The 24,996-nt window shown below is 70.1% G+C and carries 24 protein-coding genes and 1 pseudogene; 7 read left to right on the top strand and 18 right to left on the bottom strand.

Going from position 1 to position 24,996, the window contains the following annotated elements; translation table 11 throughout:
• Positions 1 to 21: 21 nt before the first annotated feature.
• Both OHA64_RS40570 and OHA64_RS40565 read right to left on the bottom strand, forming a co-directional pair.
• Positions 22 to 1,719 (bottom strand): thiamine pyrophosphate-binding protein, encoded by a 1,698-nt coding sequence (locus OHA64_RS40570; protein ID WP_405622076.1) that lies wholly within the window; start codon positions 1,717 to 1,719, stop codon positions 22 to 24.
• A 188-nt stretch (positions 1,720 to 1,907) separates the two neighbouring features.
• A complete protein-coding gene (locus OHA64_RS40565; protein WP_405622074.1) occupies positions 1,908 to 3,107 on the bottom strand; it encodes an FAD-dependent monooxygenase in 1,200 nt (399 codons plus the stop codon).
• A gap of 147 nt (positions 3,108 to 3,254) precedes the next feature.
• Here OHA64_RS40565 and OHA64_RS40560 point away from each other — a divergent pair, with 147 nt between their 5' ends.
• Complete coding sequence (locus OHA64_RS40560) at positions 3,255 to 4,034, top strand: IclR family transcriptional regulator (protein WP_405622072.1); 780 nt, start codon at positions 3,255 to 3,257, stop codon at positions 4,032 to 4,034.
• 37 nt (positions 4,035 to 4,071) lie between these two features.
• Here the strand turns inward: OHA64_RS40560 and OHA64_RS40555 are convergent, their stop codons facing one another.
• Both OHA64_RS40555 and OHA64_RS40550 read right to left on the bottom strand, forming a co-directional pair.
• Positions 4,072 to 4,488: a nuclear transport factor 2 family protein gene (locus tag OHA64_RS40555; RefSeq protein WP_405622070.1), complete on the bottom strand. Its 417-nt coding sequence runs from the start codon at positions 4,486 to 4,488 to the stop codon at positions 4,072 to 4,074.
• A gap of 48 nt (positions 4,489 to 4,536) precedes the next feature.
• Positions 4,537 to 5,544, bottom strand: a complete 1,008-nt coding sequence (locus tag OHA64_RS40550; protein ID WP_405622069.1) for a hypothetical protein — start codon at positions 5,542 to 5,544, stop codon at positions 4,537 to 4,539.
• A gap of 191 nt (positions 5,545 to 5,735) precedes the next feature.
• Between OHA64_RS40550 and OHA64_RS40545 the strand changes: the two genes are divergently transcribed.
• Together OHA64_RS40545 and OHA64_RS40540 are read left to right on the top strand one after the other, a co-directional pair.
• Entirely contained in the window at positions 5,736 to 6,149 is a 414-nt protein-coding gene (locus OHA64_RS40545; protein WP_405622067.1) for an SDR family NAD(P)-dependent oxidoreductase, read from the top strand.
• Between the two features lie 126 nt (positions 6,150 to 6,275).
• Positions 6,276 to 6,741 (top strand): annotated as a pseudogene (locus OHA64_RS40540) (SDR family NAD(P)-dependent oxidoreductase); the annotation flags it as partial.
• A gap of 308 nt (positions 6,742 to 7,049) precedes the next feature.
• Here OHA64_RS40540 and OHA64_RS40535 read toward each other — a convergent pair.
• Positions 7,050 to 7,586 carry a MarR family winged helix-turn-helix transcriptional regulator gene (locus OHA64_RS40535; RefSeq protein ID WP_405622065.1) on the bottom strand — a complete coding sequence of 179 codons (537 nt, stop codon included), beginning with the start codon at positions 7,584 to 7,586 and terminating at the stop codon, positions 7,050 to 7,052.
• A gap of 87 nt (positions 7,587 to 7,673) precedes the next feature.
• Here OHA64_RS40535 and ribA point away from each other — a divergent pair, with 87 nt between their 5' ends.
• Positions 7,674 to 8,315: a GTP cyclohydrolase II gene (ribA, locus tag OHA64_RS40530; protein WP_405622063.1), complete on the top strand. Its 642-nt coding sequence runs from the start codon at positions 7,674 to 7,676 to the stop codon at positions 8,313 to 8,315.
• A 230-nt stretch (positions 8,316 to 8,545) separates the two neighbouring features.
• Here ribA and OHA64_RS40525 read toward each other — a convergent pair whose 3' ends face one another.
• Positions 8,546 to 8,791 carry a hypothetical protein gene (locus tag OHA64_RS40525; RefSeq protein WP_405622061.1) on the bottom strand — a complete coding sequence of 82 codons (246 nt, stop codon included), beginning with the start codon at positions 8,789 to 8,791 and terminating at the stop codon, positions 8,546 to 8,548.
• Between the two features lie 88 nt (positions 8,792 to 8,879).
• On the opposite strand from OHA64_RS40525, the gene OHA64_RS40520 reads away from it, so the two are divergent.
• Positions 8,880 to 9,812 carry an NADP-dependent oxidoreductase gene (locus OHA64_RS40520; protein ID WP_405622059.1) on the top strand — a complete coding sequence of 311 codons (933 nt, stop codon included), beginning with the start codon at positions 8,880 to 8,882 and terminating at the stop codon, positions 9,810 to 9,812.
• Positions 9,813 to 10,505: 693 nt separating this feature from the next.
• Here OHA64_RS40520 and OHA64_RS40515 read toward each other — a convergent pair.
• The 12 genes from OHA64_RS40515 to OHA64_RS40460 form a co-directional block, all read right to left on the bottom strand.
• Positions 10,506 to 11,525 (bottom strand): dihydrodipicolinate synthase family protein, encoded by a 1,020-nt coding sequence (locus OHA64_RS40515; protein WP_405622057.1) that lies wholly within the window; start codon positions 11,523 to 11,525, stop codon positions 10,506 to 10,508.
• Positions 11,526 to 11,546: 21 nt separating this feature from the next.
• Positions 11,547 to 13,040 carry an NAD-dependent succinate-semialdehyde dehydrogenase gene (locus OHA64_RS40510; protein WP_405624321.1) on the bottom strand — a complete coding sequence of 498 codons (1,494 nt, stop codon included), beginning with the start codon at positions 13,038 to 13,040 and terminating at the stop codon, positions 11,547 to 11,549.
• 20 nt (positions 13,041 to 13,060) lie between these two features.
• On the bottom strand, positions 13,061 to 14,041 hold the full coding sequence (locus tag OHA64_RS40505) for an ornithine cyclodeaminase family protein (protein ID WP_405622055.1): 981 nt from the start codon (positions 14,039 to 14,041) through the stop codon (positions 13,061 to 13,063).
• 35 nt (positions 14,042 to 14,076) lie between these two features.
• Complete coding sequence (locus OHA64_RS40500; RefSeq protein ID WP_405624319.1) at positions 14,077 to 14,727, bottom strand: CoA transferase subunit B; 651 nt, start codon at positions 14,725 to 14,727, stop codon at positions 14,077 to 14,079.
• Positions 14,728 to 14,735: 8 nt separating this feature from the next.
• A complete protein-coding gene (locus tag OHA64_RS40495; protein WP_405622053.1) occupies positions 14,736 to 15,491 on the bottom strand; it encodes a CoA transferase subunit A in 756 nt (251 codons plus the stop codon).
• 43 nt (positions 15,492 to 15,534) lie between these two features.
• Entirely contained in the window at positions 15,535 to 16,287 is a 753-nt protein-coding gene (locus OHA64_RS40490) for an SDR family NAD(P)-dependent oxidoreductase (protein WP_405622051.1), read from the bottom strand.
• Entirely contained in the window at positions 16,284 to 17,243 is a 960-nt protein-coding gene (locus OHA64_RS40485) for a fumarylacetoacetate hydrolase family protein (protein WP_405622049.1), read from the bottom strand. Before OHA64_RS40485 ends, OHA64_RS40490 begins: the two co-directional genes overlap by 4 nt.
• A 111-nt stretch (positions 17,244 to 17,354) precedes the next feature.
• Positions 17,355 to 18,293, bottom strand: a complete 939-nt coding sequence (locus OHA64_RS40480) for a VOC family protein (protein ID WP_405622047.1) — start codon at positions 18,291 to 18,293, stop codon at positions 17,355 to 17,357.
• Positions 18,294 to 18,331: 38 nt separating this feature from the next.
• Positions 18,332 to 19,381 (bottom strand): amidohydrolase family protein, encoded by a 1,050-nt coding sequence (locus OHA64_RS40475; protein WP_405622045.1) that lies wholly within the window; start codon positions 19,379 to 19,381, stop codon positions 18,332 to 18,334.
• Positions 19,378 to 20,508 (bottom strand): FAD-dependent oxidoreductase, encoded by a 1,131-nt coding sequence (locus OHA64_RS40470; RefSeq protein ID WP_405622043.1) that lies wholly within the window; start codon positions 20,506 to 20,508, stop codon positions 19,378 to 19,380. The genes OHA64_RS40475 and OHA64_RS40470 overlap by 4 nt, the downstream gene beginning before the upstream one ends.
• Positions 20,509 to 20,548: 40 nt before the next feature.
• Positions 20,549 to 21,505 (bottom strand): cyclase family protein, encoded by a 957-nt coding sequence (locus tag OHA64_RS40465; protein WP_405622041.1) that lies wholly within the window; start codon positions 21,503 to 21,505, stop codon positions 20,549 to 20,551.
• Positions 21,502 to 22,500 (bottom strand): fumarylacetoacetate hydrolase family protein, encoded by a 999-nt coding sequence (locus tag OHA64_RS40460; protein WP_405622039.1) that lies wholly within the window; start codon positions 22,498 to 22,500, stop codon positions 21,502 to 21,504. The genes OHA64_RS40465 and OHA64_RS40460 overlap by 4 nt, the downstream gene beginning before the upstream one ends.
• Positions 22,501 to 22,630: 130 nt before the next feature.
• On the opposite strand from OHA64_RS40460, the gene OHA64_RS40455 reads away from it, so the two are divergent.
• Both OHA64_RS40455 and OHA64_RS40450 read left to right on the top strand, forming a co-directional pair.
• Complete coding sequence (locus OHA64_RS40455) at positions 22,631 to 23,590, top strand: LysR family transcriptional regulator (protein WP_405622037.1); 960 nt, start codon at positions 22,631 to 22,633, stop codon at positions 23,588 to 23,590.
• Positions 23,591 to 23,737: 147 nt separating this feature from the next.
• Positions 23,738 to 24,943: an MFS transporter gene (locus tag OHA64_RS40450; protein ID WP_405622035.1), complete on the top strand. Its 1,206-nt coding sequence runs from the start codon at positions 23,738 to 23,740 to the stop codon at positions 24,941 to 24,943.
• Positions 24,944 to 24,996 lie beyond the last annotated feature (53 nt).

Here is a 24,996-nt window from a genome sequence, read left to right as displayed (position 1 = left end):
TGGCAGTTCAGGAGTGGCAGTTCATGCGTCGATCTCGATGCCGCCGAACGGAGCTCCGCCGTTCAGGACGCGCTCCTCCGGAGGAACGGGCGCGAGGCTCACGCGGACGTCGATGCACGTCGGCCGTCCTGCCGCCAGGGCGGCCTCGATCGCCGGGCGAAGCTGGTCGAGTTCGGTGACGTCGACGCCGTCCGCGCCGAGAGCCCGTGCCACGCCGCTGTAGGAGCCGTTCTGCAGGCGGTTGTTGGTGACGCGGTCCTGCCCGAAGAGGAACTGCTGGGTGTGCAGGGTGGCGCCCCAGGCTTGGTTGTTGAGGACGATCACGACGACCGGGAGGCCCGCGCGTACCAGGGCGTCGAACTCGGCGAGGCTGTAGCCGACGGCACCGTCGCCGGTGACGAGGATCGTCGCCTTGTCGGGGGTGGCGTACTGCGCTCCCAGGGCCACTCCGAAGTTGCTGCCCATCGAGCTGAGGTAGCCGTGTCCGAGGTAGTGGGCCAGCGGCGCGAGGGCGATGGTCTCGGAGAGCCAGAGCTCGGTCAGGGCGCCGTCGACGACCACGGTGGCGTTGTCGGGGACGCTCTCGGCGATCGTGCGGACCGCGAGGTACGGGTGGATCGCGGCGTCCTCGTGCTCCTCGGTCTCGGCGGCGAGTGCGGACCGGCGGGTGTCCGAGACGTCCCGCAGGGTCGTGAGCCAGTCGTCGCGGCCGGCGGGAACGGGGCTGTCGCCCACTCGCTCGTTCAGCAGGCCGAGCGTGCCGACCGGGTCTGCCTGGATGCCGAGTTCGACCTCCTGGAGGCGGCCGAGCTCACGGCCGTCGGGGTCGATCTGGAAGATCCGCGCGCCCTTCGGGAGCAGTTTGCCCGTGCCGAACTGGGTGGCCAGTCCGAAGCGCAGCCCGAACAACAGGACCAGGTCGGGCCGCTCCTCCTCGGGGACGGTGGCCAGGGTCTGGACGAGACCGACGTGCTGCTCGGAGCCCACGATCGCCCCGAGGCCCTCCCAGTCGGAGAAGAGGGGCACTCCCGTACGCGCGGCGAACTCGTGCAAGTGGGCCCGTGCCTCGGCGGTGACGAAGGACTTGCCGACCACCGCGATCGGCCGCCGGGCTGCGGCGATCGCCTCGATGATCCGGTCGACGCCACCGGCGGGGGCGATGCCGGTGCCGTCGATGTCGAGGCGGTAGTCCTCGACATCCTCCGCGTCGACCTGCTGGCGCAGGACGTCCCAGGGAATGTCGAGGAGCACCGGGCCCTTGGGCTCCGACTGCGCGATGCGGATCGCCTGGGCGACCAGGCGAGGGATCAGCTCGGTACGGGTGACGCGGTGCGCGAACTTGGTCACCGGGGCCGCCATGGCGACCTGGTCGAAGCCGGCCTGCTGGTCGTTGATCTGGTCCGTCTCGAGGGGGCCGGAGCCGGCGATGTAGAGGACGGGGGTCCGGTCCAGATGGGCGTTTGCGATGGAGGTCAGGACGTTGGTGAAGCCGCCACCGGCCGTGACGACGGCGACACCGAGGTCCCCGGTGACCCGCGCGTAGCCCTCGGCCGCGTGGCCGGCGTTCATCTCGTGGCGGACGTCGACGATGCGGAGCTTCGCGTCCAGGGCGTCCTGGAAGATGCCGTCGACGTGTGCTCCGTTCAGGCCGAAGGCGACGTTGACTCCGGCTCGCTGCAGAGTTCGCACGACGAGCCCACTACCGGTTGCGGGTGCCATTGGGTGATCCGCCCTTCGGGACGTACTCAGGGATTGGAACAGGGCCATGTCGCGGGCCGTCCGTACCGGAGTCTCGGGTGTGGCCCGGGGGACGGCAATGGCCGTGTTCGTTGGATGGTCAACGCCTTGTTCGACGGGGAAGGTCGAGACCCGTCGACCGGGCCCGCCGGGCCGGAGCGTCGGGGAACTCACACCGAGGCCGTGACGGCGACCTCGGGGTCGTACTCGTAGATCCAGCCGTTCGCCCTGAGTGGGTCGGCCTGCGAGTACGCCAGGTCGCGGGCCTGCTGCTCGGGGCCGTCCGGAAGGTGGTTGATGTGGGACCTTCCGTGCGACACCTCCTGCAGACGTGCCGTGCGGCGTCGACGGAGTTCTTCGTAGCGTCCCAGCGCCGCCAACGGGCTGTCCGGGTCCTCCGCGAGACAGAGGGCCAGGACGGCGCCGTCCTCGATCGCCTGGGCAGCGCCCTGGGCGAAGAACGGGAACATCGGGTGGGCCGCGTCACCCAGCAGGGTCGCGCTGCCGCGGTTCCAGTTGTCGAGGGGCTCGCGGTCGAGCAACGCCCAGCGTCCCGGTGTCTCGGCCGACCTGATCAGCTCCACCAGACGCGGATCCCAACCGTCGAACTCGTCGAGAAGTTCCCCGAGCGTCGCGGTGGCCGTCCACGACTCGACACTGCTCGCGCCGGCCGGTGCGAAGGCGACGAGGTTGACGTACTCCCCGCCGGAGACCGGGTAGTGCACGAGGTGGTGGTCGGGGCCGATCCACAGGGTCTGGGCGCGTCTCCTGGCGAATTCGGGCGCCTTACTCGCGGGCACGAGGGCCCGGAAGGCGCAGATGCCCGACTCCCTGGTCTGAGTCGGCCCGACGATCGCGCTACGCACGCGTGAGTGGACTCCGTCGGCACCGATGAGGATGTCCGGGCGAACTGTTTCGCCGTCCTCGAACCGCAGCACCGCCTGGTCGCCATCGAACTCGACCGAGACGCAGCGCCTGCCGAGATGGAGCGAGTGCTCGGGGACGGCCGACCTCAAGGCATTCAGCAGGTCGGCGCGGTGGGCGGTGTAGGTGTGCTCGCCGTACAGGCGTTTGCACCCGTCCTGGAGGTTCTCCGCGGAGAGGACGGCGCCGTTCTCCCAGCGCCGGAACTCCCAGCCGATCTCCATCTGCACCGCGCGCTCGATGAACCGGTCCAGCACGCCGAGACGCCGCAGCAGGCGGGCGGCGTTTGGGGCGATCACCAGGCCGGCACCGACCTCGGTGAGGGCTGCGGCCTGCTCGTAGACGTCACTGTGGAAGCCCTGGTCGCGGAGGAAGGCCGCGGCAGCGAGGCCTCCGATGCCGCCACCGAGGATCGCGATCCTGGGGCCTGCTTCCGTAGTCATCATGCTCTTTCACTCCCGTTGGCCTCTGGCGAGGTGGTGACTGGCTGCCTGCAAGAGTCCGGCAACGTAAGCACTGAAAGAACAGCTTCATCCATCCAACGAACATAGAAGGTAGAGTCACCGGCGCCACGCAGGATGAAGGAGAGGCCCATGCCTCGTGCGAACGAGCCAGGACGCACTGTCAGCTCCCGGCTCTGGGATCTGTTGTTCGCCTTTGACCCCAACAACAGCGAGCTGACCCTGGCCGACCTGGTCCGGCGCACCGGCATGCCGTACGCCACCGCCAGGCGCCTGACGCTCGAACTCGTGGAGGCAGGCGCGCTGGAACGCACCAGCGACAACCGCTTCGCGATCGGCCTGCCACTGTGGCGCCTTGGGACCCTCGCACCACGCGCCGAGACGCTGCGCAGCGCCGCGCAGCCGTTCGTGGAGGACCTGTACACGGCGCTGCGCCAGCATGTGCAGTTGGCTGTCCTCCAGGGCGACCAGGCCGTGATCATCGAGCGTTTGTCTGCCGTCAACGCCGTCGGTCTGACATCGCAGGTCGGCGGCCTTCTGCCCTTGCACTGCTCGGGCGTCGGCAAGGTACTGCTGAGCCACAGCAGTCCGGCGTTCATCGATGAGGTGTTGGCCGGAAGACTGCGACGCTTCACTCCCAGAACGATCGTGGACCCGGCCGAACTCCGTGGCCAGCTGGCGTCCTGTCGCTCGACGGGAACGGTGGTCGTCAAGGAAGAGCTGAGCGAAGGGGCCGAGTCGGTCGCGACGCGCATCGTCGACGGCCGCGGCAAAGTCGTCGCGGCCCTCTCCGTCGTGGTGGCCGCGGGCTCGATCAAACTGCAGGCGGCCGTTCCCTCGCTGGTCGCGAGCGGACTGGGATTGTCCAGGAGCCTCGGCTGGCGGCCGGGCATCTCCATTCGCACCTCGTGACCTCTCGCGGGGCGAGGAAACCGGCACGTCATGCGCGTCATGCCGGCGGTTGCCGCCGGGAGAGCTGCATGTGGCCCAGGCGCCATCCCTCGTCGGTCGAGAACCACACCCGGGTGGCCACGGCCTGAACCAGGAACGGCGGCAGGTTGGGCAGGCGCCGGATGCGCATCTTCTGGAAGCACGTCACGATGGCCCGTCCCCCTCGCTCCCGACAGGTCACCTCGCTGGTCTCGGCCTCGACCGTGGCTCCCATGGACGCGTTGTAGCCGAGGAAACGCTCGCGTTCATGGACGTTCCCGACCGGGCCGTGGACGATCACGCAGTCGGGGAGCATGAGTGCACGCTGTTCCTCGTCACCTTTGGTGATCGCGACGAGCCACGCGTCCTCCGCCTCGGTGACCGTGGCCGGTGTCCGGACGTGGTTCCCGCTCGTCCCCGGGTGTGTCGTGGTCATGATGCGACTCCTGTCCGAGTGTGTCTGTTGATCGTTGTCTCTTGTACGTCATGGCCGGCCGCAACTACCGCTTTCGAGGAGTCGCGGCGGATACTCTGGTTGTCCCGGCGCCGACGTGTTCGTCGGGGGGTCAGCCGTCGAGGGTGTGCGGGTCGTTGTCGAGATGAGCCTGGTCGACGCCACCGTGCCCGCCCACGAGGGTGAGGGCCGCTGCCACCAGAGCGGCCACGCCACCGAGCACGAATGCCAGGGAGTAACTGCTGCTGAGGGCGTGGAAAGCGACGTCCTTTTGAGCGGGTTGAAGGGGATGACCTGCCCGTCCGGCGAAGTGATGCTGCCCGGCACCGAGTTGGCACCGAGCGGGCCCGAGCCCACGGCGTGCTCCGCCGCCTCCAGCTGCGGTTCCTGATCCGCGGGAGCATGGGCCGGAGCGGCCTGGAAAGCCACGTAGGCCTTGCTCAGGCTCGGATTGTCGGCCAGGTTGCGGGAAATCTCCTTGGCGGCCTGGCTCAGCGCGAAAGCGCCCATGATCGCGGGGCCGAGCGCGAACCCGAGATCCCGGAACGTGCTCGTGGCACCGCTTGCCATGCCGGCGAGGTGGTTGGGCAACGTGTTGACGCGACCGCGCTGATGGCGGCGAAGGCGAGCGCCGAGCCGACGCCCGCGAGGATCAACGGCCCGACGATTGCGGTCAGTGTCCGATCGCTCGTCGGAACGCCCGCGAACCAGCCCGCTGGCGCCGATGAGGACCAGGCCGGTGAAGAGCACCCACCGGGGGGTGTACCGCTCGAGCATCTTGGAGGTGAGCGGCAACTGCACGAGGCCGATGCCTCCGAAGAAGAGGCAGGCGACGGAGGCCTTCAGCGGGCTGATTCCCTGGACGATGGTGAGGCGGATACTGGTGGAGTACATGATCGCGACGACTCCTTGGTGCAAAGCGCTGCTGTGGGAACCGGCGTCCGCTGCCGGACCCTGCTGTGGGTGCTTTTGTCGCGGTCCGGCAACACCGCTGCCGGACCGCCCCTGGGCCTCGCGGAGCGTCTCCGCGTCGCCCATCCACCGGACCCGATTCAGGAGGCTGCTCGGCGCGGTGGCGATCGGCCGAGCAGCGTCAAGCTAGGAGTGATCCCCATCATGCTCAACGGTCATGTTCATTAGACGAACAAGCCGCCGCTGATTCGCGGTCTCCCAGCGCGCCATCCCTGCAGGACGGCTTTGCCGTGGCTGCCCGGGAGGAGTGGTGACTCATGGCTGGGAGGCTGACGGGCAGGACGGCCGTCGTGACCGGGGGCAGAACGGGCATCGGGCAGGAGATCGCCCACAGGCTCGCGGCGGAGGGCGCGGACATCGCGATGGCGGACATCGGAGTCCGGGGCGGGACCGATCACCAACATCACGTCGTCGAGCTGGACGAGGACGCCTGGGGTGCCGACGCGGCCGCGTTCTCGGTCGACCGCGAGCCGGGGCAGGCGACACTGGCGACGTTCGGGTACGGCATCCACACCTGCCTGGGCGCACCGCTGGCCCGCCTGGAAACGCGTCTGCTGGTCGAAGGGCTGGCCGAACGCTTCCCGGGGATGCGTCTGGCCCCGGACTACTCCTGGCAGCCGGCACCACGTGCAATGGTCCGCCGCCCGGACCGGCTCGACGTCGTGCTCTGAGGCTGTCAAGCCCGCCTCATCCCTGCAGCAGCAAAGCCGAGCACTCCTCGGGTGCCGAGCACTCCCTGCGCAGCGCCGCCCGGCCGCTTCTCACCCACTTCTCCCCGTCTCCTCAAGGAACCGCCCATGGGACTTTTCCGGGTTGCCGTAGTCACCGGCAGCGGACGCGGTCTCGGTTTCGCCTACGCCCGCGCGCCGGCCGCCGCCGACGCCTCGGTGGTCATCAACGACGTGGACGCCGACGCGGCCGTCGAGCAGATCTCCGACCAAGGGGGCCGCGCGGTCGCCGAGGTCGTGGCCGTCGGCACCAGCAAGGCCCCGGACGCTCTGGTGAACCGGGCCGTGTCCGAGTTCGGACGGCTCGATGTCATGGTCGCCAACGCGGGCGTGCTGCGTGACCTCGCGCCGTGGAAGAAGATGTCCGACGACGACTTCGACACCGTCCAGCACGTCCACCTGAGCGGCACTTTCACGTGCGTCCGCGCCGCCGCGGTACGCGTGGCGCGAGCAGGGCGAGGGCGGCCGCACCCTCGTGGCCGGATCCCCGGCCGGGCAGCGCGGCAACTTCGGCCACACCAACTAAGCGGCCGCGTAGACGGGCATCGCCGCGATGGTCCGCACCTGGGCCATGGAACTGGCGAAGGCCGGCAAGCAGCAGTGCGGACCGTTGCGTCACGGGCGTCGCGAGCCGGGCGCCGGTCGCCGCGTTGACGGCGTCGAACGCCTCCGTCGAGATCAACATGGGCTTCCCGCCGATCAGCGGCTCGTCATGGTCAGCCAGCCCTTAAGTCCACCGTCATGTGGTTCCTCCACGTGAATCGCGCGATCCGCGCTTTTATCGGGAGGAGCGTAGGAACCGATGATGCTCGTCAGACAGCCCATGGAACGCTGAGGCGCCCGTCAGGTGCCGAGGTCGGCAGTGACCTCGGCACCGGCACCCGAGCATGCGGTCTTGTCGGCCGCGGCACGAGTTTCGCCGGGTCCCGCGGCCATACGGCGGCTCACTTCGCCGAGACCGTCGGCGAGCGCTCGCACCTGGTCGGGCGTGAGCACATCGAAGAGCAGCTCCCGGACCAGCTCCACGTGGTCGGGTGCCGCACGCTCCAGCAGAGCCATGCCCTCGTCGGTGAGTACGGCGAAAACCGCGCGATCGTCACTGGGACAGGAGCGCCGACGCACCAGTCCCGCCTTCTCCATCTGCCCGATCTGATAGGTCAGTCCGCTCTTGGAGTTGACCAGGGCGCCGGCCAGCTCCGCCATCCGCAGCTCCCGGTTCGGGGCATCGCTGAGCCGGGCGAGGATCTCGTACTGCAAGCCGGACAGCCCGAATTTTCGCTTGGCCCGCTGCTCGATTCGCCGGTACAGCAGCGCGTGCGCCGTGGTGAAGGCCGTCCACGCACGCTTCTCCTCGTCATTCAGCCAACGCGTATGACCCACGTCACGCCTCCCCTTGTTGTTCAAATTCGAACTTATCGTGAGTGGCGCGTTCCAATTTGAACAATACGACAAACCACGGGAGAGGCCATGACCACCAGCACCGCCGCAGCCACCGTCCGCACCCGGGTCCGTGTTCCGCTGAACTTCTCGGACGGCTACCAGGTGACCGCCGAGGTGATCACATTCCACGGCCTGGCAGACGGCGCCGAGCATGTCGCCCTGGTCCTGGGAGACCCGGCCGCCGCTGCTACTCCGCTGGTGCGTCTGCACTCCGAATGCCTCACCGGTGACGTCTTCGGCTCCGCGCGCTGCGACTGCGGTCCCCAGCTGCGCGAGGCGGTGGAACGCATCGCCGCCACTGGTGGCATCCTGCTCTACCTCCGCCAGGAAGGCCGCGGCATCGGCCTCTACAACAAGCTCGACGCCTACGCCCTGCAGGACGCGGGCCTGGACACCTACGCGGCCAACCTCGCCCTCGGACTGCCCGAGGACGCTCGCGACTACACCGCCGCCGCCCAGATGCTCACCGCCCTCGGCATCACCGATCTGAACCTGCTCACCAACAACCCTGACAAGGCACGGCAGTTGCGCGGCCTCGGCCTCCCGGTCGCCCGGACCGTCCCCACCGGCGTCCACCCCACTCCCAGCAACCTGCGCTACCTGCACGCCAAGGTCCAGCACACCCACCACACCATCGCCCTCGCACCGATGGCGAGCCTGGCGGTCTGACGCCCGGAACGGTCTCCCACCAGCACAGAAAGCATTCGGCACGAGGCCGTCGTCGTCACGGATTTCGCAGCCCAGCCCGAGTTCGTCGACCTGCCCGAGCCCGGCCCCGGCGAAATCCCGGTGCACCCCGAGGGCATCGACGCCGTCGTTGACCTCGTCACCCCGACCGGCGGCGACATCGGCCCCATGGCCGGCCTGCCCCGCCCCGGTGCCACCCTGGTCAGCACCAACTACGCCACGGATCCCGAGGCCCTGGCCGCCTGCGGCATCCACGGCGTCAACCTCTCCGCCAGCCCCACCGCCGAGACGCTGACAACCTCACCGAACTCGCCGCCATCGGGGAACTGCGCGTCCGCATCGACACAGAAGTCCCGCTCGCCAACGCCCCGGCCATCGTCGCCAAGGCCCGCGCCGGCCACGCCACCGGGAACACCGTCATCGTCCCTTGACGGCGCCGCCACCAGCGACAAGTGCATGACCCTGCTGCTCCCCCACATCACCGTGCACGAAACCACCAGCCCTACCCGGCCCGCCGCGGGCCGCCCAGCACCCCATGGAGAAAACATGTCCCGAACGGCGCGCGCAGTGCGCTTCGAGCGGTACGGCGATCGTCACGTGCTCTACGTCACCGATGTCCCGATGCCCGAACCGGAGCCCGGGGAAGTCGTCGTCGAAGTGCGTGCCGCCGCCATCAACCCTTTCGACGGAATGCTCCGCTCGGGCGTGGCCCGCCATCTGTTCCCGGTGGACTTCCCCTCCGGCCAGGGCAGCGACCTCGCCGGCGTCGTCACGGCCGTCGGTGTCGAGGTCGACGGACTCGCCATCGGCGACGAGGTACTGGGCTGGACGCCGACGGCGGGCACTCACGCGACACTCCTAACTGTCCCGGCGGACCGGCTGGTGGCCAAACCGCCGCAGATGAGCTGGGAGGTGGCGGGCTCCCTGCACATGGTCGGCGCCACGGCCTACGCCGCCGCCCGCGCCGTCGCCGTCCAGCCCGGCGAGACCGTCGCGGTCTCCGCCGCCGCGGGCGGGGTCGGTTCGTTCCTCGTGCAGCTGCTCACCGGTCGGGGCGTACGCGTGCTCGGCATCGCCTCGGCGGCCAACGCCGAGTGGCTGGACCAGCACGGCGTCATCCCGGTGCCGTACGGGACCGGCCTTCGCGAACGGCTCGAACAGGCGGCGGGAGCGGGCGGAATCGACGCGTTCATCGACCTCTACGGACCCGAGTACCTCGACCTCGCGGTCGCTCTCGGCATCAAGCCGGACCGCATCCAGACCACCGTCGCCATGGAACGCGCCGCGGAAATCGGCGCCCGGACCGACGGCCGCCACAACGCGACCGCACGCGAGATCCTGGTGGAGCTGGTCGATCTGGTCGCCTCGGGGACCGTCGAGATCCCGATCGCCGCTACGTACCCGCTCGACCGCGTCGCCGACGCCTTCGCCGAGCTGGAGCAGCGGCACACCCGCGGCAAGATCGTCCTGATCCCCTGACCGAGACCCCGGCCGGTACGGATCCGCGGGCGGGAGCAGGCGTCTGCTCCCGCATTACCGGAGAGACGACGTCGACACACACGTCTGGCCGAGGGCGGTGAGAAAGCCGGTCGGGCCTCCTGTTCCTCCACCGTGCGTTCGATGTCCCGCACGAAGTAGAAGCTCTCCACCACCGCGTCGGTGGTATGTACGCGATCTTCAGGCGATATCTCCCCGCATGTCGTGGCGGACAAGGTGGACGAAGGCGAGATGGCGTGGGCGCGTCGCGCCGGCGCCCGAAGGATTCCCGGTCGCGCGGGTCGGAGGTCAGACCTCCTCGTCGGCGAAGTGGATCACTTGGGGGGCCTCGGCGAAGAAGGTCGCGATGAGGTCCGCGAGCCTGGTGGCCTGTGGGGTGGCGGGGAAGACCTCGAGGTGGTCCTCGATCCGGTCCCAGGAGACGTGCAGGAGGTAGGGAGGAAAGCGGACTCGTCGCGTCGCTCCGTCCTCCCCACCGATGTGACGAGAGGCAATCCTGGGGACGCGGTCAGTGATGTCCCGCCTCCGGGAGACGGCCGCACGCCGCCGGAACGGTCGACTGGGCGACCGTCAGGTAAGGATCATGCCCACGCAGGGGTGTGGCGCTCACTCCGGCATCGGAGGGGGCGTCCGCCGCAGGCGGCTCGCGGCGGGGGCACGACAGCCTCCGGCGGCTCAGGCCGGGTTGCGGCCGATGAAGAACTCGCGGAACGGGTCCATGCTTGGTTCGAGGCCCGCGTCGACGAGGCCCTTGCGCAGGGCGTTCATCTGGGCGTCGTGGATGCGCTGGGTCGGCATGCGCAGGGGGCCGCCGTTGTAGCCCTGGAGCCAGCCCTGGAACTTCCATGCCTGGCGGTTGATGAACGCGCCGCCGTGCAGGGCCGGGGCGAGCCCCCCCTTGATCTTGCGGGCCGGGTGGAGCTGCCAGTAGATGTCGGCGGCGTCGTCGTACTTGCCCTCACGAAGGAGTTGGAAGACGCGCGGGATCATCGGGCCGTAGTACTCGTGGTCACTGGTGGCGGAGAACTGGAGCGGCATGATCTGCGACAGCGGGATCAGCTCGCCCTCGATGGGCATCGAGATGACGACCTCGTCACCGAAGTGGCGGTGGCACTCGATGACGCTCTGGATGCTGGGGAAGCCGCCCTCGGCCTTGATGGCGACGATGTTGGGGCAGTCGTCGAGCAGGCGCCGGATCAGGCGTACGGGGATGTCGGAGGGGTGGATGCGCGGGCTGAAACCCCACAGGTACATCGGGAAGAGCATGACGCCGAGGTTCGTCGCGTAGCAGAGGGCCTTGGTGTAGTCGTAGATCTCCTGCTCGGACTCGGGGTAGAAGTTCGGCGGGTACGACAGCAGCACCAGTTCGGCGCCCGCCTCCTCCGCGCCCTTCACGGCCTCGATGTTCTGTTCCAGGTTGTTCCAGCTGGCGTGGTGGGTGAGCAGCAGCCGGTCGCCGGCCTCGTCCTTGATGACGCGCAGGAAGTCCAGGTACTCGGGGAGCTGGATGGAGACCTCCGAGACGCCGAGGGTGCCCACGAAGCCGTGCTCGATGGCGAGGCGGGTGTCGTGCCGGATCGCCCTCTCGTTGATCGCCTTCAGGTCGGCCGTGAAGGACGGGATCGTGCAGTTGACGACGCCGACGAGGTTCTCGCGTGCCCAGTCGCGGGCTTCGGCGCGGGTGTAGCGGGCCATGGTGTGCTCCTTGCGGTGTGATCAGGCGGCTTCGGGGGCGGAGGTGGGGGTCTTCGCGCCTTCCCAGGCGAGATACTTGAGCTCCAGGAACTCCTCGATGCCGTAGACCGAGCCCTCGCGGCCGATGCCGGACTGCTTGATGCCTCCGAAGGGGGCGGTCTCGTTGGAGATCAGGCCGGTGTTGATGCCGACCATGCCCGCCTCCAGGGCGGCGGCGACGCGCCAGACGCGCTCGGCGTCCTTGGCGAACAGGTACGCGGCGAGGCCGAATTCGGTGTCGTTGGCCATGCGGACCGCGTCGCTCTCGTCGGTGAACCGCACCAGCGGGGTCACCGGACCGAAGGTCTCCTCGCGGGTGACGGCCATCTCGGCGGTGACGCCGGTCAGCACGGTCGGCTCGTAGAAGAGGCCGCCCCGTGCGTGGCGCCTGCCCCCGTGCAGGACCACGGCCCCGTGGGCGACCGCGTCGGCGACGTGGGACTCCACTTTCGCCACCGCGTCCTCGTCGATGAGCGGGCCCTGCTGGACGCCCTCGTCGAAGCCGTCGCCGACAGCCAGGGCGCCGACCCGCTCGGCGAGTCTCTTCGCGAACGCGTCGTGGATCCCGTCCTGTACGTAGACGCGGTTGGCGCTGATGCACGCCTGGCCGGTGTTGCGGTACTTGGTGGCGATCAGGCCCTCGACCGCCTCGTCGAGGTCGGCGTCGTCGAAGACGAGGACGGGCGCGTTGCCGCCCAGCTCCATCGATGTCTTCTTCACGGTCTGCGCCGCCTGGGCCAGCAGGAGCCTGCCGACCTCGGTGGAGCCCGTGAAGGTGATCTTGCGGACCAGTGGGTTGCCCGTCAGCTCGGGGCCGATCTCGCGCGGGTCACCGGTGACCACGTTGAACACGCCCTCCGGGATGCCCGCCTGGTCGGCGAGTTCGGCGAGCGCCAGGGCGGTCAGCGGGGTCTGCTCGGCGGGCTTGAGGACCATCGTGCAGCCCGCGGCCAGCGCGGGCCCCGCCTTGCGGGTGATCATCGCGGCGGGGAAGTTCCACGGGGTGATCGCCGCGCACACACCGACCGGCTCCTTCAGGACGACGATCCTGCGCGAGGCTTCCGGCGCCTCCATGACGTCACCCCGGATGCGCTTGGCCTCCTCGGCGAACCACTCCAGGAACGACGCCGCGTACGCGACCTCGCCGACGGCCTCCGCGTACGGCTTGCCCTCCTCCAGGACGATCAGCCGGGCGAGGTCCTGCGCGTGCTCGGTGACCAGGTCGAACCAGCGCCGCAACAGCCGGGACCGCTCCTTGGCCGGGCGTGCCCGCCAGGCCGGCAGCGCGCGGTGCGCCGCGTCGATCGCCGCGGCGGTCTGCGCCCGGTCCAGGAGCGGCACTTCGGCCAGCAGGTCGCCGGTGGCCGGGTTGTGTACGGCGAGGGTGGCGTCGGTGGTGATCCAGGTGCCGTCGACGTACGCGGCGCTCTTCAGCAGGGACGGGTCGTCGAGTTCTCTGCTCACGGCGTTGCTCACGGTGGGGCTCACGGGGTCGCTCACTTCGAGACTGGGGAGATGGTGACGGGCAGTTCGGTGCCCAGGGACAGTTCGGCGGCCCGCCGGACGCACATCGCGGCGACGGCGAGGTCCTGCGCCGCCGAACCGACGGACTTGTAGATCACGACCGCGTCCGGGTCGTCCGCCGGCCGGCCGGGTGTACGACCGGAGACGACGTCGGCGAGCGGGATCACTTTTCCGGCGAGATCGACGCCCGCCTTCCTCGCCGCGATCAGGTCTCCCGTGTCCTCGGTGACCTCCTCGACCATGTCGGCGACGATCACCTCGGCGCGGGCGATCACCTCGGTCGCCAGTTCGCGCTGCTCGGGAAGGGTGGACCCGATCGACACGACCGTGACTCCGGCCGGAGCCTCCCGCAGGGTCGGCTGCTCGTCGCGGGAGCGGGCCGCGCAGATCACCAGGTCGGCTTCGGCGACGGCCGCCTCGGGGCTCTCCGCGGTGGCGAGCGGCAGCCCGAGATCGGCGAGTTCCCGGGTGAAGCGGGTGCGGCTGGCCGGGTTGGGGCTGAACACCGTGAGGGACGACAGCGTGCGCGTCGCCGCCAGGGCACGGACGTGGTTCTGCGCCTCGAAGCCGGATCCGATCACAGCCACCCGCAGGGGGCCGGCAGGGGCGAGCAGGTCGGCGGCGAGCGCCGAGGTGGCGGCGGTACGGAAACCGGTGATGGAGTGGCCGTCCAGGAGCGCCGTCAGCTCCATGCTCTCCTGGTCGAACAACGGGATCAGATACGAGGCGCGCCGGTGCCGGGGTGAGGCGGCGATCAGCTTGGCCCCCATGGGGCCTCCGTCGCCGGGCACGCCACTGAGGGTGCGCAGCCACAGGCCGTCTCCGCGAGCCATCGTGCGGGCAGGGAAGCGGGACTCGTCGGGCGGTGCGGCGTAGGCGCTGCGCAGTGCCGCGATGGCGTCGGCCCAGTCGAAGGCGGCTCTGACGTCGGCGTCGGTGAGAAAGACGGTCATCTCGGGGCTCCGTGCGGGATGAAGGGACGGGGGGATCAGCAGGCGGCCGTGACGGCGTCGGTGTGCAGCGGCGCGCCGGTGCGGGCGCGGATGTCCTCGACGGTGACCCCGGGGGCCGTTTCGACGAGCGCGAGGCCGGTCGGCGTGACGTCCAGGACGCCGAGGTCGGTGATGACCCGGTGGACGCACCGCTCGCCGGTCAGCGGCAGGGAGCATTCCCCGACGATCTTGGGGGTGCCGTCCTTGGCTTTGTGTTCCATCAGGACGATGACGCGTCGGGCGCCGTGGACCAGGTCCATGGCGCCGCCCATGCCCTTGACCATCTTGCCGGGAATCATCCAGTTGGCCAGGTCGCCTGCGGCCGACACCTGCATGGCGCCCAGCACGGCGGTGTCGATGTGCCCGCCGCGGATCATCCCGAAGGACAGCGCGGAGTCGAAGAAACTGGCGCCGGGCAGCACCGTGACGGTTTCCTTGCCGGCATTGATCAGGTCAGGGTCGACCTCGTCCTCGGTGGGGTAGGGCCCGGTGCCGAGGATGCCGTTCTCGGAGTGCAGCACGACCTCTACGCCGGCCGGTAGATGGCCGGGGATCAGCGTGGGCAGGCCGATGCCGAGGTTGACGTAGGAGCCGTCGGTGAGTTCGGTGGCGGCGCGGGCGGCCATCTGGTCGCGGGTCCAGCCCATGGGCCTACTCATACGCGGACGGTCCTCTTCTCTATGTGCTTGTCGGCGGCTTCTTCGGCGGTGAGCGTGACGACCCGCTGGACGTAGATGCCGGGCAGGTGGATCTCGTCAGGCCGCAACTCGCCCGGCTCCACGAGCTCTTCGACCTCCGCGATCGTCACGCGGCCGGCCATGGCGGCGAGCGGGTGGAAGTTCGCTGCGGCCTGGCGGAAGAGGAGGTTGCCGTGCCGGTCGCCGCGCCAGGCTCGTACGAGGGCGAAGTCGGTGGTGATGCCGTGCTCCAGGACGTAGGTACGGCCGTCGAGGTCGCGAGTCTCCTTGGGCGGCGAGGCCACGGCGACCGGGCCGTCGGCCGCATGCCGCCAGGGCAGTCCGCCCCGGGCGACCTGGGTGCCGACGCCGGCCGAGGTGTAGAAGGCGGGGATGCCCGCGCCGCCCGCGCGCAGCCGCTCGGCGAGCGTGCCCTGCGGGACCAGTTCCACCTCCAGCTCGCCGACCAGGTACTGGCGGGCGAACTCCTTGTTCTCGCCGACATAGGAGCCGGTCACCCGGGCGATGCGGCCCGCGGCCAGCAGCACGCCCAGCCCGCGGCCGTCGACTCCGCACTTGTTGGAGACGACCTTCAGACCGTCCGCGCCCTGTGCGTACAGAGCCCGGACGAGGACTTCGGGTACGCCGCTGAGGCCGAAGCCCCCGACGGCCAGCGAGGCGCCGTCCGTGATGTCGGCGACCGCCTCCGCGGCGCTGATGCTGACCTTGTTCACTTGCGAAGGTCCTTTCTGGTGGCGGCACGGCCCAGGGTGTCGGTCATGGCGTCTCCGGTCGCAGGGCGTCCGAGACGGACTTGGCTCCGCCGTGCGCGGTGAGGCCGCCGTCGACGGCGATCTCCGCGCCGGTGATGAACGACGACTCGTCCGACAGCAGGAAGACGATCAGTGGGGCGACCTCGTCGACGGTGCCGGTGCGGCCGAGCGGGGTCTCGCGGATGTTGGCCTCGCGGAAGGCGGGGGCGGCGGAGTCGGTCATCTCGGTCTCGATGTAGCCGGGGTGGATCGTGTTGACGCGGATTCCGCGCGGTCCGAGTTCCAGCGCGGCCGTCTGGGACAGCCCGCGCAGGCCCCACTTGCTGACCGTGTACGCCACCGGGTAATGGGCGGTGAGCGCGGCGGAGGAGCCGACGTTGACGATCGAGGCGCCGGGCGGCATGAGTGGGGCGAGGTGCTGGATGCCGAGCAGCGGGCCGGTGACGTTGACGGCGTGGACGCGGTCGAAGTCTTCGGGGCGTACATCACCAAGCCGGGCCCGCCAGGTGATGCCCGCGTTGTTGACCAGGCCGTGGACCTGCCCGTACGCCTCCTTCAACTCGGTGGCGAGATCGGCCCAGTCCTGCTCGCTGGTGACGTCGAGACGGCGGCAGCCGGGTGCCTCGGTCACATCGGTGGCGATCACCCGGGCGCCCTCGCGGGTCAGTGTCTCGGCCTCGGCAGCGCCCTGGCCGCGAGCCGCGCCGGTGACCACGACCACCTTGCCCAGCAGCCTCTTGGGGTACAGGTCCGTCATGGCCGCTCCCGGCTGTGGCGCCGGCCGGCCGGCAGGGGTACGGGATCGACACCGGCTATGACGGTGTTGGTGAGCGTGCCGATGCCTTCGACGGTGAGCGAGACGGTGTCGCCGGGCTCCAGCGGCGGCGGAGTCCGCTCGCCCCGCAGTCCCCACAGCTCGGCGAGGCAGCCGCCGTTCCCGCAGGTGCCGGAGCCCAGGACGTCGCCCGGCACAACCCGGGTGCCACGGGAGGCGTAGGCGACCATCTCCTCGAAGGTCCAGCTCATGTTGGACAGCAGGTCCTTGCCGACCACGTGCCCGTTGACCTCGGCGGTCAGGGCCAGCCGCAGAAAGCCCTCCGCGTCCCGGTACGGCGCCAGTTCGTCGGCGGTGACCAGGTATGGGCCGAGGGTGGTGGCGGTGTCCTTGCCCTTGCAGGGGCCGAGGCCGACCGTCATCTCGGCGGACTGGAGGTCGCGCGCGGACCAGTCGTTGAAGACCGTGTAGCCGACGATGTGCTCACGGGCCTGCTCGGGGGTGAGGTCGCGGCCCTCGCGGCCGACGACGGCGGCGACTTCGAGCTCGAAGTCCAGAACCTGGGACCCCGGGGGCATGGGAATGTCGTCGTACGGTCCGAACACGGCGTGGGGGTTGGTGAAGTAGAAGGTCGGCGCTGTGTACCAGGCCTCCGGGACCCCGCTCGCCCCGTCGACCGAGCGTCGTACGCCCTCGACGTGCTCCTCGAAGGTGACGAAGTCCCGTATGGAGGCCGGGCGGAGCGGCGGCAGCAGTCGCACCTGGGAGACGTGCGGTCCGGCCGGGGCGTCGAGGGCCGTGGCTCCCGCTTCGGAGAGGGCGCCTGCTGTGATCAGTTCGGTGAGTGTGCGCTCGCCGGGGACCGGGTGGAGGTGGCCGTCCTCGCCGACGACGGCGACCTGGCGCTGGTGTCGGTGCTCGTACGCGGCGAAACGCATGTGCGGCTCCAGGCTCTGGGATACGGGGTTCTCGGGGGCGGGAAGACCCGGGGGCGCGGCGGGCAGCCAGGGCAGGACAGGACGTGCCGCGCCCCCGGAAATGGAGGGGGATCAGACCGGCGGGGCGACGAACACGCCGCGGTCGACGTCGTTGAACGACTCCTTGGCGACGAGTTCGTTCATCGGGTTGGCCGTGCCCCACTGGTCGGCGACCTCGGGCTGGGAGAAGTCGTAGACGTGCGGGTGCCAGGTGTCCTCGTCGACGACCTCCAGCTCGGTCGTGTACTCGACGGTGTTGCCGTGCGGGTCGAGGAAGTAGGTGAAGGTGTTGTCGCCCGCCGTGTGCCGGCCGGGGCCCCAGACCTTGTGGACTCCGGCCCGCAGCAGGCGTCCGGTGCCGCGCAGGTACTCGTCGATGCCTCGCATCTCGAAGGAGACGTGGTGCACGGAGGTGTGCGGGCCCTGCGCGACGGCCATCGAGTGGTGCTGGTTGGAGATCCGCATGAAGTGCATGACCTCACCCATGTGAGGTGAGCTGAGCGTGTCGGTCAGGCGGAAGCCGAGGTGACGCTCGTACCACTCCCGGGTGCGGTTCAGATCCGGGGAGTTGAGGACGACGTGGCTCAACCTGACCGGGATCGACTCCTTCTCCTCGATCCTGCGGTGCTGCCGGGCCTCGACATCCGCCGAGACCTCGATGGTGCGGCCGTCGACGTCGAAGAAGCGGAAGCCGTAGCCGCCTCCGGGGGTGTCGACCTTGCCCGGCTGGGAGATCAACTGCACACCGCCCGCGAGGAGTTGCTCGGCGAGGGTGTCCACGTCGGCCGGGTTCGCGGCGCCGTAGGAGACGAGGTCGAGGCGCTTCTCCTCGGCCTTGCGCAGCCGGACGACGTACTGCTCCGGGCTGCCCTCGGCGGCCAGGAAGGAGATGCCGGAGTCCTCGGCGACCTTGGTCAGGCCCCAGACACCGGCATAGAAGTCGAGCTGTTTGTCGTAGTCGGGTACGGCGAGGTCGACGTGGCGGAGGTGGGTCAGCAGGCGTGCACTCATGATGGGTTTCCTCCTGTGGGGGCAGGCGAGCGTGGGGGTCAGGTGAGCCGCAGCAGCGCTGCCGCGTTGCCCCCGCGTACCGCGTGGAAGCCGGCTTCGGGCAGGTGGGCGGCGCGCAGTGCCCCGACGGGGTCGTCGGGGCCCATGTCGAAGGGGAAGTCGGAGCCGAGCAGGACCCGGTCCGCGCCCGCGGCGGCGATGAGCGCGCGCAGGACGTGGGGGTCGTGGACGAGCGAGTCGAAGTAGAGCCGCTTGAGGTAGCTGCTGGGCAGCTGGGCGCAGTCCGTGCCCGCGTCGGCGCGGACGGACCAGGCATGGTCGGCGCGCCCGATGTGGGTGGGGAGGTAGCCGCCGCCGTGCGCCGCGATCAGTTTCAGTCCCGGATGGCGGTCCAGGACCCCGGAGAAGATGAGGTGGGACAGCGCGACCGCGTTCTCGGTGGGCTGGCCGACGGTGTTGGACAGGTACCACCGGTCCAGCCGCTCGTCGAGGGTGCAGCCGAACGGGTGCAGGAAGAGCACCGCGCCGGTTTCCTCGGCCCGCCGCCAGAACGGCTCGTAGGCCGGGTCGGACAGCTCGCGGCCCGGGGCGTGGCTGGAGATCTCCGCGCCCAACAGGCCCTGTTCCAGGGCGTGTTCGAGTGCCGGGACGGCCAGGTCGGGGTGGTGCAGCGGGACCAGGCCCAGCCCCTTGAGCCGGTCCGGTGCGGCCGAGCAGTGGGCAGCCGTGCCCTCGTTGGCCAGTCGGCACACCTTGTCGGCGATCGCCTCGTCCGTCCAGTGGTGGTAGTGCGACGGGGACGGGCTGACCAGCTGCACACCGACTCCCTGGGCGTCCATCGCGGCCAGCCGCACACCGGCGTCGGTGAGCCGGGGGATCCGTTCGCGCACCATGGGCCCGTTGACGGCCAGCGCGGCCGGTCCGTTGCGGCGGGCGTCGAGCGCCCTAGCCTCGGCGAGACCCGGCGAGCCGTCCACCAGGGCCTCGATCGCGGGCAGCAGGACGTGGGCGTGCACATCGACCGTTGGCCACGGGTACGGGTCAGCGCTCGTCGTGGGCTGGTGGCCAGGTGGCGGGTGGGAGGTCACGGCAGGTCCCTGAGCATGGTCGACATGCGGTTGACCAGGCCGGGCACATCGGCGTCACGCACCCCGTCGAGCTGCCACTGCCCGATCTGCATGGAGGCGTCCACCACCGGGCGCACCCGCGAGATGCGGCGCTCGTAGTACGTCTGGAACAACCGGTCGTCCCAGTCGTCGGTGCCGGTGAGCAGCTCGGCCAGGACGAGCGCGTCCTCCAGGGACATCGCGGCGCCCTGAGCCAGGCTGGGCGGGCAGCAGTGGACCGCGTCGCCGATCAGCACGACCCGTCCGCGGTGCCAGGAGCCCTCCACCAGCAGCCGGTGGTACCACGTGTAGTTGACCTTTGCCGGATCGTCGATGTGCTTGACGATCTCGGTCCAGTGGCCGCCGTACCCCTGCACGAGGTTGCGCATCTCGTCGGCGTAGCTCTCGGGGGGTATGGACGCCCGATCGCGGTTGGCCTCGACCGCGTAGGCGTAGATGGTGTCCCGGCTGGTGGGGCAGTAGCCGGCGATGTAGGCGGGGCCGCCGTAGGCGAGGTCGGTGCGCTCCAGGCCGTCAGGACGAGGAGCGGCGATGCGCCAGATGGCCATACCGGTCGGCACGGGACGGTCGGCGATGCCGATCGCGGCTCGTGTGCTCGATGCCATGCCGTCCGCGGCGATCACCAGGTCGTAGCGGCCCTCGCTGCCGTCGGTGAAACGCACCCGCACGCCGTCGGCGTCCTGGTCGAAGCTCTCGGCGCGGGTGCCGAGCCGCACCGAGGCGCCGCTCGCCCGGACGGCGTCGATGAGGATGCGCTGCAACTGCGGGCGCTGCATGCCGACGGTGGCGGGCAGGTCGTCACCGCCGGTGCGGATGTCCTCGGCGACATGCAGGACGGTGCCGTCCGGGGCGGTGATGCCGAGCGATCCGAAGCCGAACCCGGAGGCCCGCACCTGCTCCCACACGCCCAGTTCGCGCAGGACCCGCAGGGCGTTGCCCTGCACGGTGATGCCGGAACCCGCGGTGGCGTTCCAGTCCTCTTTGGCCTCGATGAGGTCGACGGTCAGTCCGGCCCTGCGCAGCAGGATGGTGACTGCGTTGCCGGCCGATCCGCCGCCGACGACCAGGACGGTGCGGGGCGTTCTCATGGGGGAAGTCCTTTGTTCCTCAGGTTGCTCTGGGCGAGGGCTACTTGACGGCGATCGGGTTGACGGGAGAGCCGACGGCTCCGGTGATCGGGAGGGGGGCGGCGGTGAGCCAGAACTCGTACTCGCCGTCGGCCGCGCAGTTCGCGGCGAGCGTGTCGAGGTCCCACATCTCGCCGATCAGCAGGCCCATGTTGGGGATGACGACCTGGTGCAGCGGCTGGAAGGCGTGCTCGAACTCGTTTGGCCGGACCTCGAAGCCCCAAGTGTCGGTGGCGATCGCGGCGATCTCCGTGCAGTACAGCCAGTCGGCCGTGGTGAACGAGAGGCCGGGTGCCGGACCGCCCGCGTAGTCGCCCCAGCCCTCGCGGCGGACCCGGCTGAGCTGTCCGGTGCGTACCACGACGATGTCCCCGCGGCCGACCCGCACACCGTGGGCGGCGGCGGTCTGGGTGAGGTGCTCCTCGGTGACGGCGAACCCGTCGGGCAGCTCCCCGCCGTCGCCGATCACGCGGCCGACGTCCAGCAACACGCCGCGCCCGGCGACGTGCGGAGCCATGTGTTCGATGCCGGTGACCAGGTCGCCGTCGGAGGTGACGACCTTCTCGGCCGCCCGGCCGTTCCACGCCTTGCCGTGGTCGAAGATGTGCCCCAGGCCGTCCCACTGGGTGGAGCACTGGAGCGGCATCGCGATCACGTCGTCGGCGCCGCCGATGCCGTGCGGAAAGCCCTGGTTGCCGAGGGCGGCGTCGGTGCCGGTGTCGAGCATGGTGTGCACCGGGTTGGTGCGGCGCCGCCAGCCCTTCTGCGGGCCGTCCATGTCGAACCGCTGCGACAGCGAGAAACTCACGCCCCGCCGGACGAGGCCGGCGCCCTCACGGCGCTTGCCCTCGTCGAGGAAGTTGAGGGTGCCGAGCACGTCGTCCTCGCCCCAGCGGCCCCAGTTGGAGTACTTCCTGGCAGCCTCGGCGATCGCGCCCTCGGGGTCGTTCCGGTTCATGAACCCGTCTCCTCGGACACGCATCGGGTGCGCTGCACGCCGAGACCGGTGATGGACCCCTCCATGACGTCGCCGTCGCGCAGCAGGCGCCCCCAGTGGATGCCGTTGCCGGCCGGGCTGCCGGTCAACACGAGGTCGCCGGGCAGGAGTTGGGAAGTCCGGAAGATGTACGACACCAGCCTGGCGACTGAGAAGAGCATGTCCTTGGTGGACTCGTCCTGCATGGTGTCGCCGTTGAGTTTGAGCGTGACCCGCAGATCGCCCGGGTCGGCGACCGACTCGGCGGGCACGATCCACGGGCCGAGGGGGGTGAACCCGGGGGCGTTCTTGCTGCGCAGCCAGTCCGTGCCGATGGCGGGCATGTCCCGGCGGAAGACGGTGGCCCGGTCCGTGAGGTCGTTGGCGATGGTGTAGCCGGCGACGTACTCCAGCGCCTCGCCCGTGGACACCCGGTAGGCGGGTTTGCCGATGACGGCGACCAACTCCAGTTCCCAGTCCGGCTTTTCGGCCCAGTCGGGAAGGTGTACGTCGTCGTACGGCCCGGTGATCGCGCCGGGCAGGCCGATGAACACGTATGGCAGGTCCTCGGCCGCCCGCCGGTCCATGAGCGCGGCGATCTCCTCCCGGGCCTCCTCGACCGTGCGGGGGTCGTCCGGTGCGCGGTGGGCGACCTCCAGGTCGATCACATGCTGCCGGTAGTTCGCACCCGACTGGAAGACCTGCCGGGGCTCCACCGGAGCGTGCACCCGCAGGACCTCAAGAGGCTGCCAGACGGCCTTGTCGTCCCTCGCGAGGACCTGCAGGCGGGGCGCGGCCTCGTCCCAGCGTTCCAGGAGCGCGCGGATCGTCAGCTCATGCTCACCGAGGGCGGCGCGCAGGTCGAGGGCGCTGCCGTCCGGCGTGACGAGAGCGGGGAACGGGACCCCGTCAGGGGCGGAGAGGGTGCCGAGGGCAAAAGGTCCGGCGAAAGGGACGGACGTGGCTGCGGGTTTCACGAACGTGTCCTCCTGATTGCGATGGGACTAATCTGGCCGCACCCTTTGCGATAAGGGAAATCGATTATTCGGATGACGGCCATCCGTCAGACTTATCGTGCCGCCGCTTTCGCCCGCTGGAGTGCCCGCCGTGAACCTGGCAAGCCTTGATCTCAATCTCGTCGTCGCCCTGCGCGCCCTGCTGGAGGAGCGCAACGTCACCAGGGCCGGCCGGCGCATCGGTCTGAGCCAGCCCGCGATGAGCGGCGCGCTCGCCCGGCTGCGCCGGCACTTCGACGACGACCTGCTCGACCGCGTCGGCGGCCACTACGAACTGACGGCCCTCGGCCAAGTACTGCTCGACCGCACCTCCACCGTCTGCGACCAGCTGGAACGCCTCTTCACCAGCCAGGCCGACTTCGATCCGGCGACGGAGTCCCGCGAATTCGCCCTCGGCGTCAGCGACTACTCGGTGGCCGTCTTCGGGGCCGAGCTCACCCGGATCCTCGACCGTGAGGCGCCCGGCATCCGGGTGCGCTTCGTCCAGATCCCGGCCGGCATCACGGAGGCGACCGGTGCCGTACTGAGCACCCTGGACAGTGTGGTCATGCCGCACGGCATCATCAGCGACTTCCCCGCCACAGAGCTGTACGAGGACAGCTGGGTCTTCCTCGTCGCCGAGGACAACCCCGAGGTGGGCGACCGTCTCTCCCACGACGACCTGGCGCGGCTGCCGTGGGTGACATATCTGCGTGCCTACGACAGCCCGGCGGTCCACCAGCTCGGCATGCTCGGCATCGAACCGCGGGTGAGCGTCTCCGTCGACAGTTTCACGGTGCTGCCCTTTCTGGTCGCCGGCACCCACCGGATCGCCCTGGTCCCGGCGCTCCTCGCCGAACGTCTGCGCGGCACCGCGCCGGTTCGGATCATGACGCCGCCCTACGAGACGGTCCCCCTGCGCGAGGCGCTGTGGTGGCACCCCGTCCACACCCACGACGCCGGGCACATCTGGCTGCGGGACACGGCCGCCCGCGTGGCGTCGGCCGTGCGGGCAGCCCCTATCCGCGGCACGGATGACGAGGATCCGGCAGTGCGATCACGCGAGGGGTAGTCGCCGGGAACGGCCTGACTCATAGTCGGGGCAGTCCCCGACGCCCACTGTTCCGGGCGCGTCCCCTCTGGTGCGCCGGTGCCCCGCTGCGTGGCCAAACCGCAGCGGTTCTGCGCCGCACCCCTGCCACCACCCGTGGAGTCCGGCATGTCCAGACCCGTTTCCCCGCCCGCGCCCGCCGACAGCCTCCGCCCGAGTACCGAGAACACGGGGCCGCTGCGCGCCGTGCTCCTGATGGCGGGCAGCTGTCTGCCGGTGCTGGGCGCCGTCCTTCTCGCGCCGGTGCTGCCGAAGATGCAGGAACACTTCGCTGCCGTGCCGGGAGTCAAGACCCTCGTCCCGGTCGTCCTGACCATCCCCGCGCTCGCGCTCGCGCTGCTGGCCCCCTTCGCCGGCGTCATCGTGGACCGCCTCGGCCGGGTACGGCTGCTGGTCGTGGCGACGATTGTGTACGCGCTGCTCGGTACCGCCCCGCTGTGGCTGAATTCACTCGGCGCCATCGTGATCAGCCGGGTGCTGGTCGGCATCACCGAGGCGGCCATCATGACCTGCTGCACCACGTTGATCGGCGACTACTACAGCGGTCGGACGCGCGACCGCTACCTGGCTCTGCAGACCATGTGCGCCTCCGTCTCCGCCACCGCGTTCTTCGTCCTCGGCGGCGCCCTCGGCTCGGCGAGCTGGCGCGCTCCCTTCTGGATCTACGCCGTGGGCCTGCTGCTGGCCCCCGTCATGGCGATCACCCTGTCCAAGCCCAGGCCGGCCGGCGTCGAGGAAGCCGAAGAACCCACGGGCGAGAAGCGGCCGTTCCCCGTTCGCCGGATGGCGGGCATCTGCGCACTGACCGTGTTCGGCGCGATGGTCTTCTACACCGTGCCCGTCGAGATGTCCTACCTGCTCGACGACCTGGGCGTGAAGTCCACCGGCGTCATCGGCCTGGCCACCGCGCTCGCCAGCGCCGCCACCGTGGTCGGTTCCATCGCCTTCACCAGACTGTCCGGCGGCGCGGCCGGCAGGCTGCCCCTGGTCTTCGCCCTGTGCGGGGCCGGTTTCGTGGTGATCGCCCTGGCGAACAGCCCGGTGATCGTGGTCGTCGGCGCGGTGCTCAACTGCCTCGGCACCGGCATGCTGTTGCCCTCACTGCTGACCATCGCGATGTCCAGGCTCAGCTACGCCGACCGGGGACGCGGCACCGGCCTGTGGACGGCCGCCTTCTTCGCGGGCGAGTTCATCTGCCCGCTCGTCCTGATCGGCCTGGAATCGGCCGCCGGCAGCATGGCCTACGCGGTCGGCCTCCTCGGTCTCGCCTCGGCCCTGGTCGCCGGCGGGCTGCTGCTCGGCCGCCGCCGCTAACCGTTGGCGGTCTCCGAGGGGGATCCGGCGGGCCCACGCCGCCCGCCCGTCGC

Source organism: Streptomyces sp. NBC_00076, from assembly GCF_045041235.1.
Classification (GTDB): domain Bacteria; phylum Actinomycetota; class Actinomycetes; order Streptomycetales; family Streptomycetaceae; genus Streptomyces.
This window is presented reverse-complemented; position numbering and strand designations above follow the sequence as displayed.

What these genes read in the sequence shown, in the direction of transcription:
- OHA64_RS40500 (WP_405624319.1), bottom strand. Translation starts at nt 14,727, where the DNA reads ATGGGCTGGACCCGCGACCAGATGGCCGCCCGCGCCGCCACCGAACTC.
- OHA64_RS40505 (WP_405622055.1), bottom strand. Translation starts at nt 14,041, where the DNA reads ATGACCGTCTTTCTCACCGACGCCGACGTCAGAGCCGCCTTCGACTGG.
- OHA64_RS40515 (WP_405622057.1), bottom strand. Translation starts at nt 11,525, where the DNA reads ATGGCCCGCTACACCCGCGCCGAAGCCCGCGACTGGGCACGCGAGAAC.
- OHA64_RS40465 (WP_405622041.1), bottom strand. Translation starts at nt 21,505, where the DNA reads ATGAACCGGAACGACCCCGAGGGCGCGATCGCCGAGGCTGCCAGGAAG.
- OHA64_RS40480 (WP_405622047.1), bottom strand. Translation starts at nt 18,293, where the DNA reads ATGAGTGCACGCCTGCTGACCCACCTCCGCCACGTCGACCTCGCCGTA.
- OHA64_RS40470 (WP_405622043.1), bottom strand. Translation starts at nt 20,508, where the DNA reads ATGAGAACGCCCCGCACCGTCCTGGTCGTCGGCGGCGGATCGGCCGGC.
- OHA64_RS40570 (WP_405622076.1), bottom strand. Translation starts at nt 1,719, where the DNA reads ATGGCACCCGCAACCGGTAGTGGGCTCGTCGTGCGAACTCTGCAGCGA.
- OHA64_RS40545 (WP_405622067.1), top strand. Translation starts at nt 5,736, where the DNA reads ATGGCTGGGAGGCTGACGGGCAGGACGGCCGTCGTGACCGGGGGCAGA.
- OHA64_RS40520 (WP_405622059.1), top strand. Translation starts at nt 8,880, where the DNA reads ATGTCCCGAACGGCGCGCGCAGTGCGCTTCGAGCGGTACGGCGATCGT.
- OHA64_RS40490 (WP_405622051.1), bottom strand. Translation starts at nt 16,287, where the DNA reads ATGACGGACCTGTACCCCAAGAGGCTGCTGGGCAAGGTGGTCGTGGTC.
- OHA64_RS40555 (WP_405622070.1), bottom strand. Translation starts at nt 4,488, where the DNA reads ATGACCACGACACACCCGGGGACGAGCGGGAACCACGTCCGGACACCG.
- OHA64_RS40550 (WP_405622069.1), bottom strand. Translation starts at nt 5,544, where the DNA reads ATGGGCGACGCGGAGACGCTCCGCGAGGCCCAGGGGCGGTCCGGCAGC.
- OHA64_RS40450 (WP_405622035.1), top strand. Translation starts at nt 23,738, where the DNA reads ATGTCCAGACCCGTTTCCCCGCCCGCGCCCGCCGACAGCCTCCGCCCG.
- OHA64_RS40560 (WP_405622072.1), top strand. Translation starts at nt 3,255, where the DNA reads ATGCCTCGTGCGAACGAGCCAGGACGCACTGTCAGCTCCCGGCTCTGG.
- OHA64_RS40485 (WP_405622049.1), bottom strand. Translation starts at nt 17,243, where the DNA reads ATGCGTTTCGCCGCGTACGAGCACCGACACCAGCGCCAGGTCGCCGTC.
- OHA64_RS40525 (WP_405622061.1), bottom strand. Translation starts at nt 8,791, where the DNA reads ATGCACTTGTCGCTGGTGGCGGCGCCGTCAAGGGACGATGACGGTGTT.
- ribA (WP_405622063.1), top strand. Translation starts at nt 7,674, where the DNA reads ATGACCACCAGCACCGCCGCAGCCACCGTCCGCACCCGGGTCCGTGTT.
- OHA64_RS40565 (WP_405622074.1), bottom strand. Translation starts at nt 3,107, where the DNA reads ATGATGACTACGGAAGCAGGCCCCAGGATCGCGATCCTCGGTGGCGGC.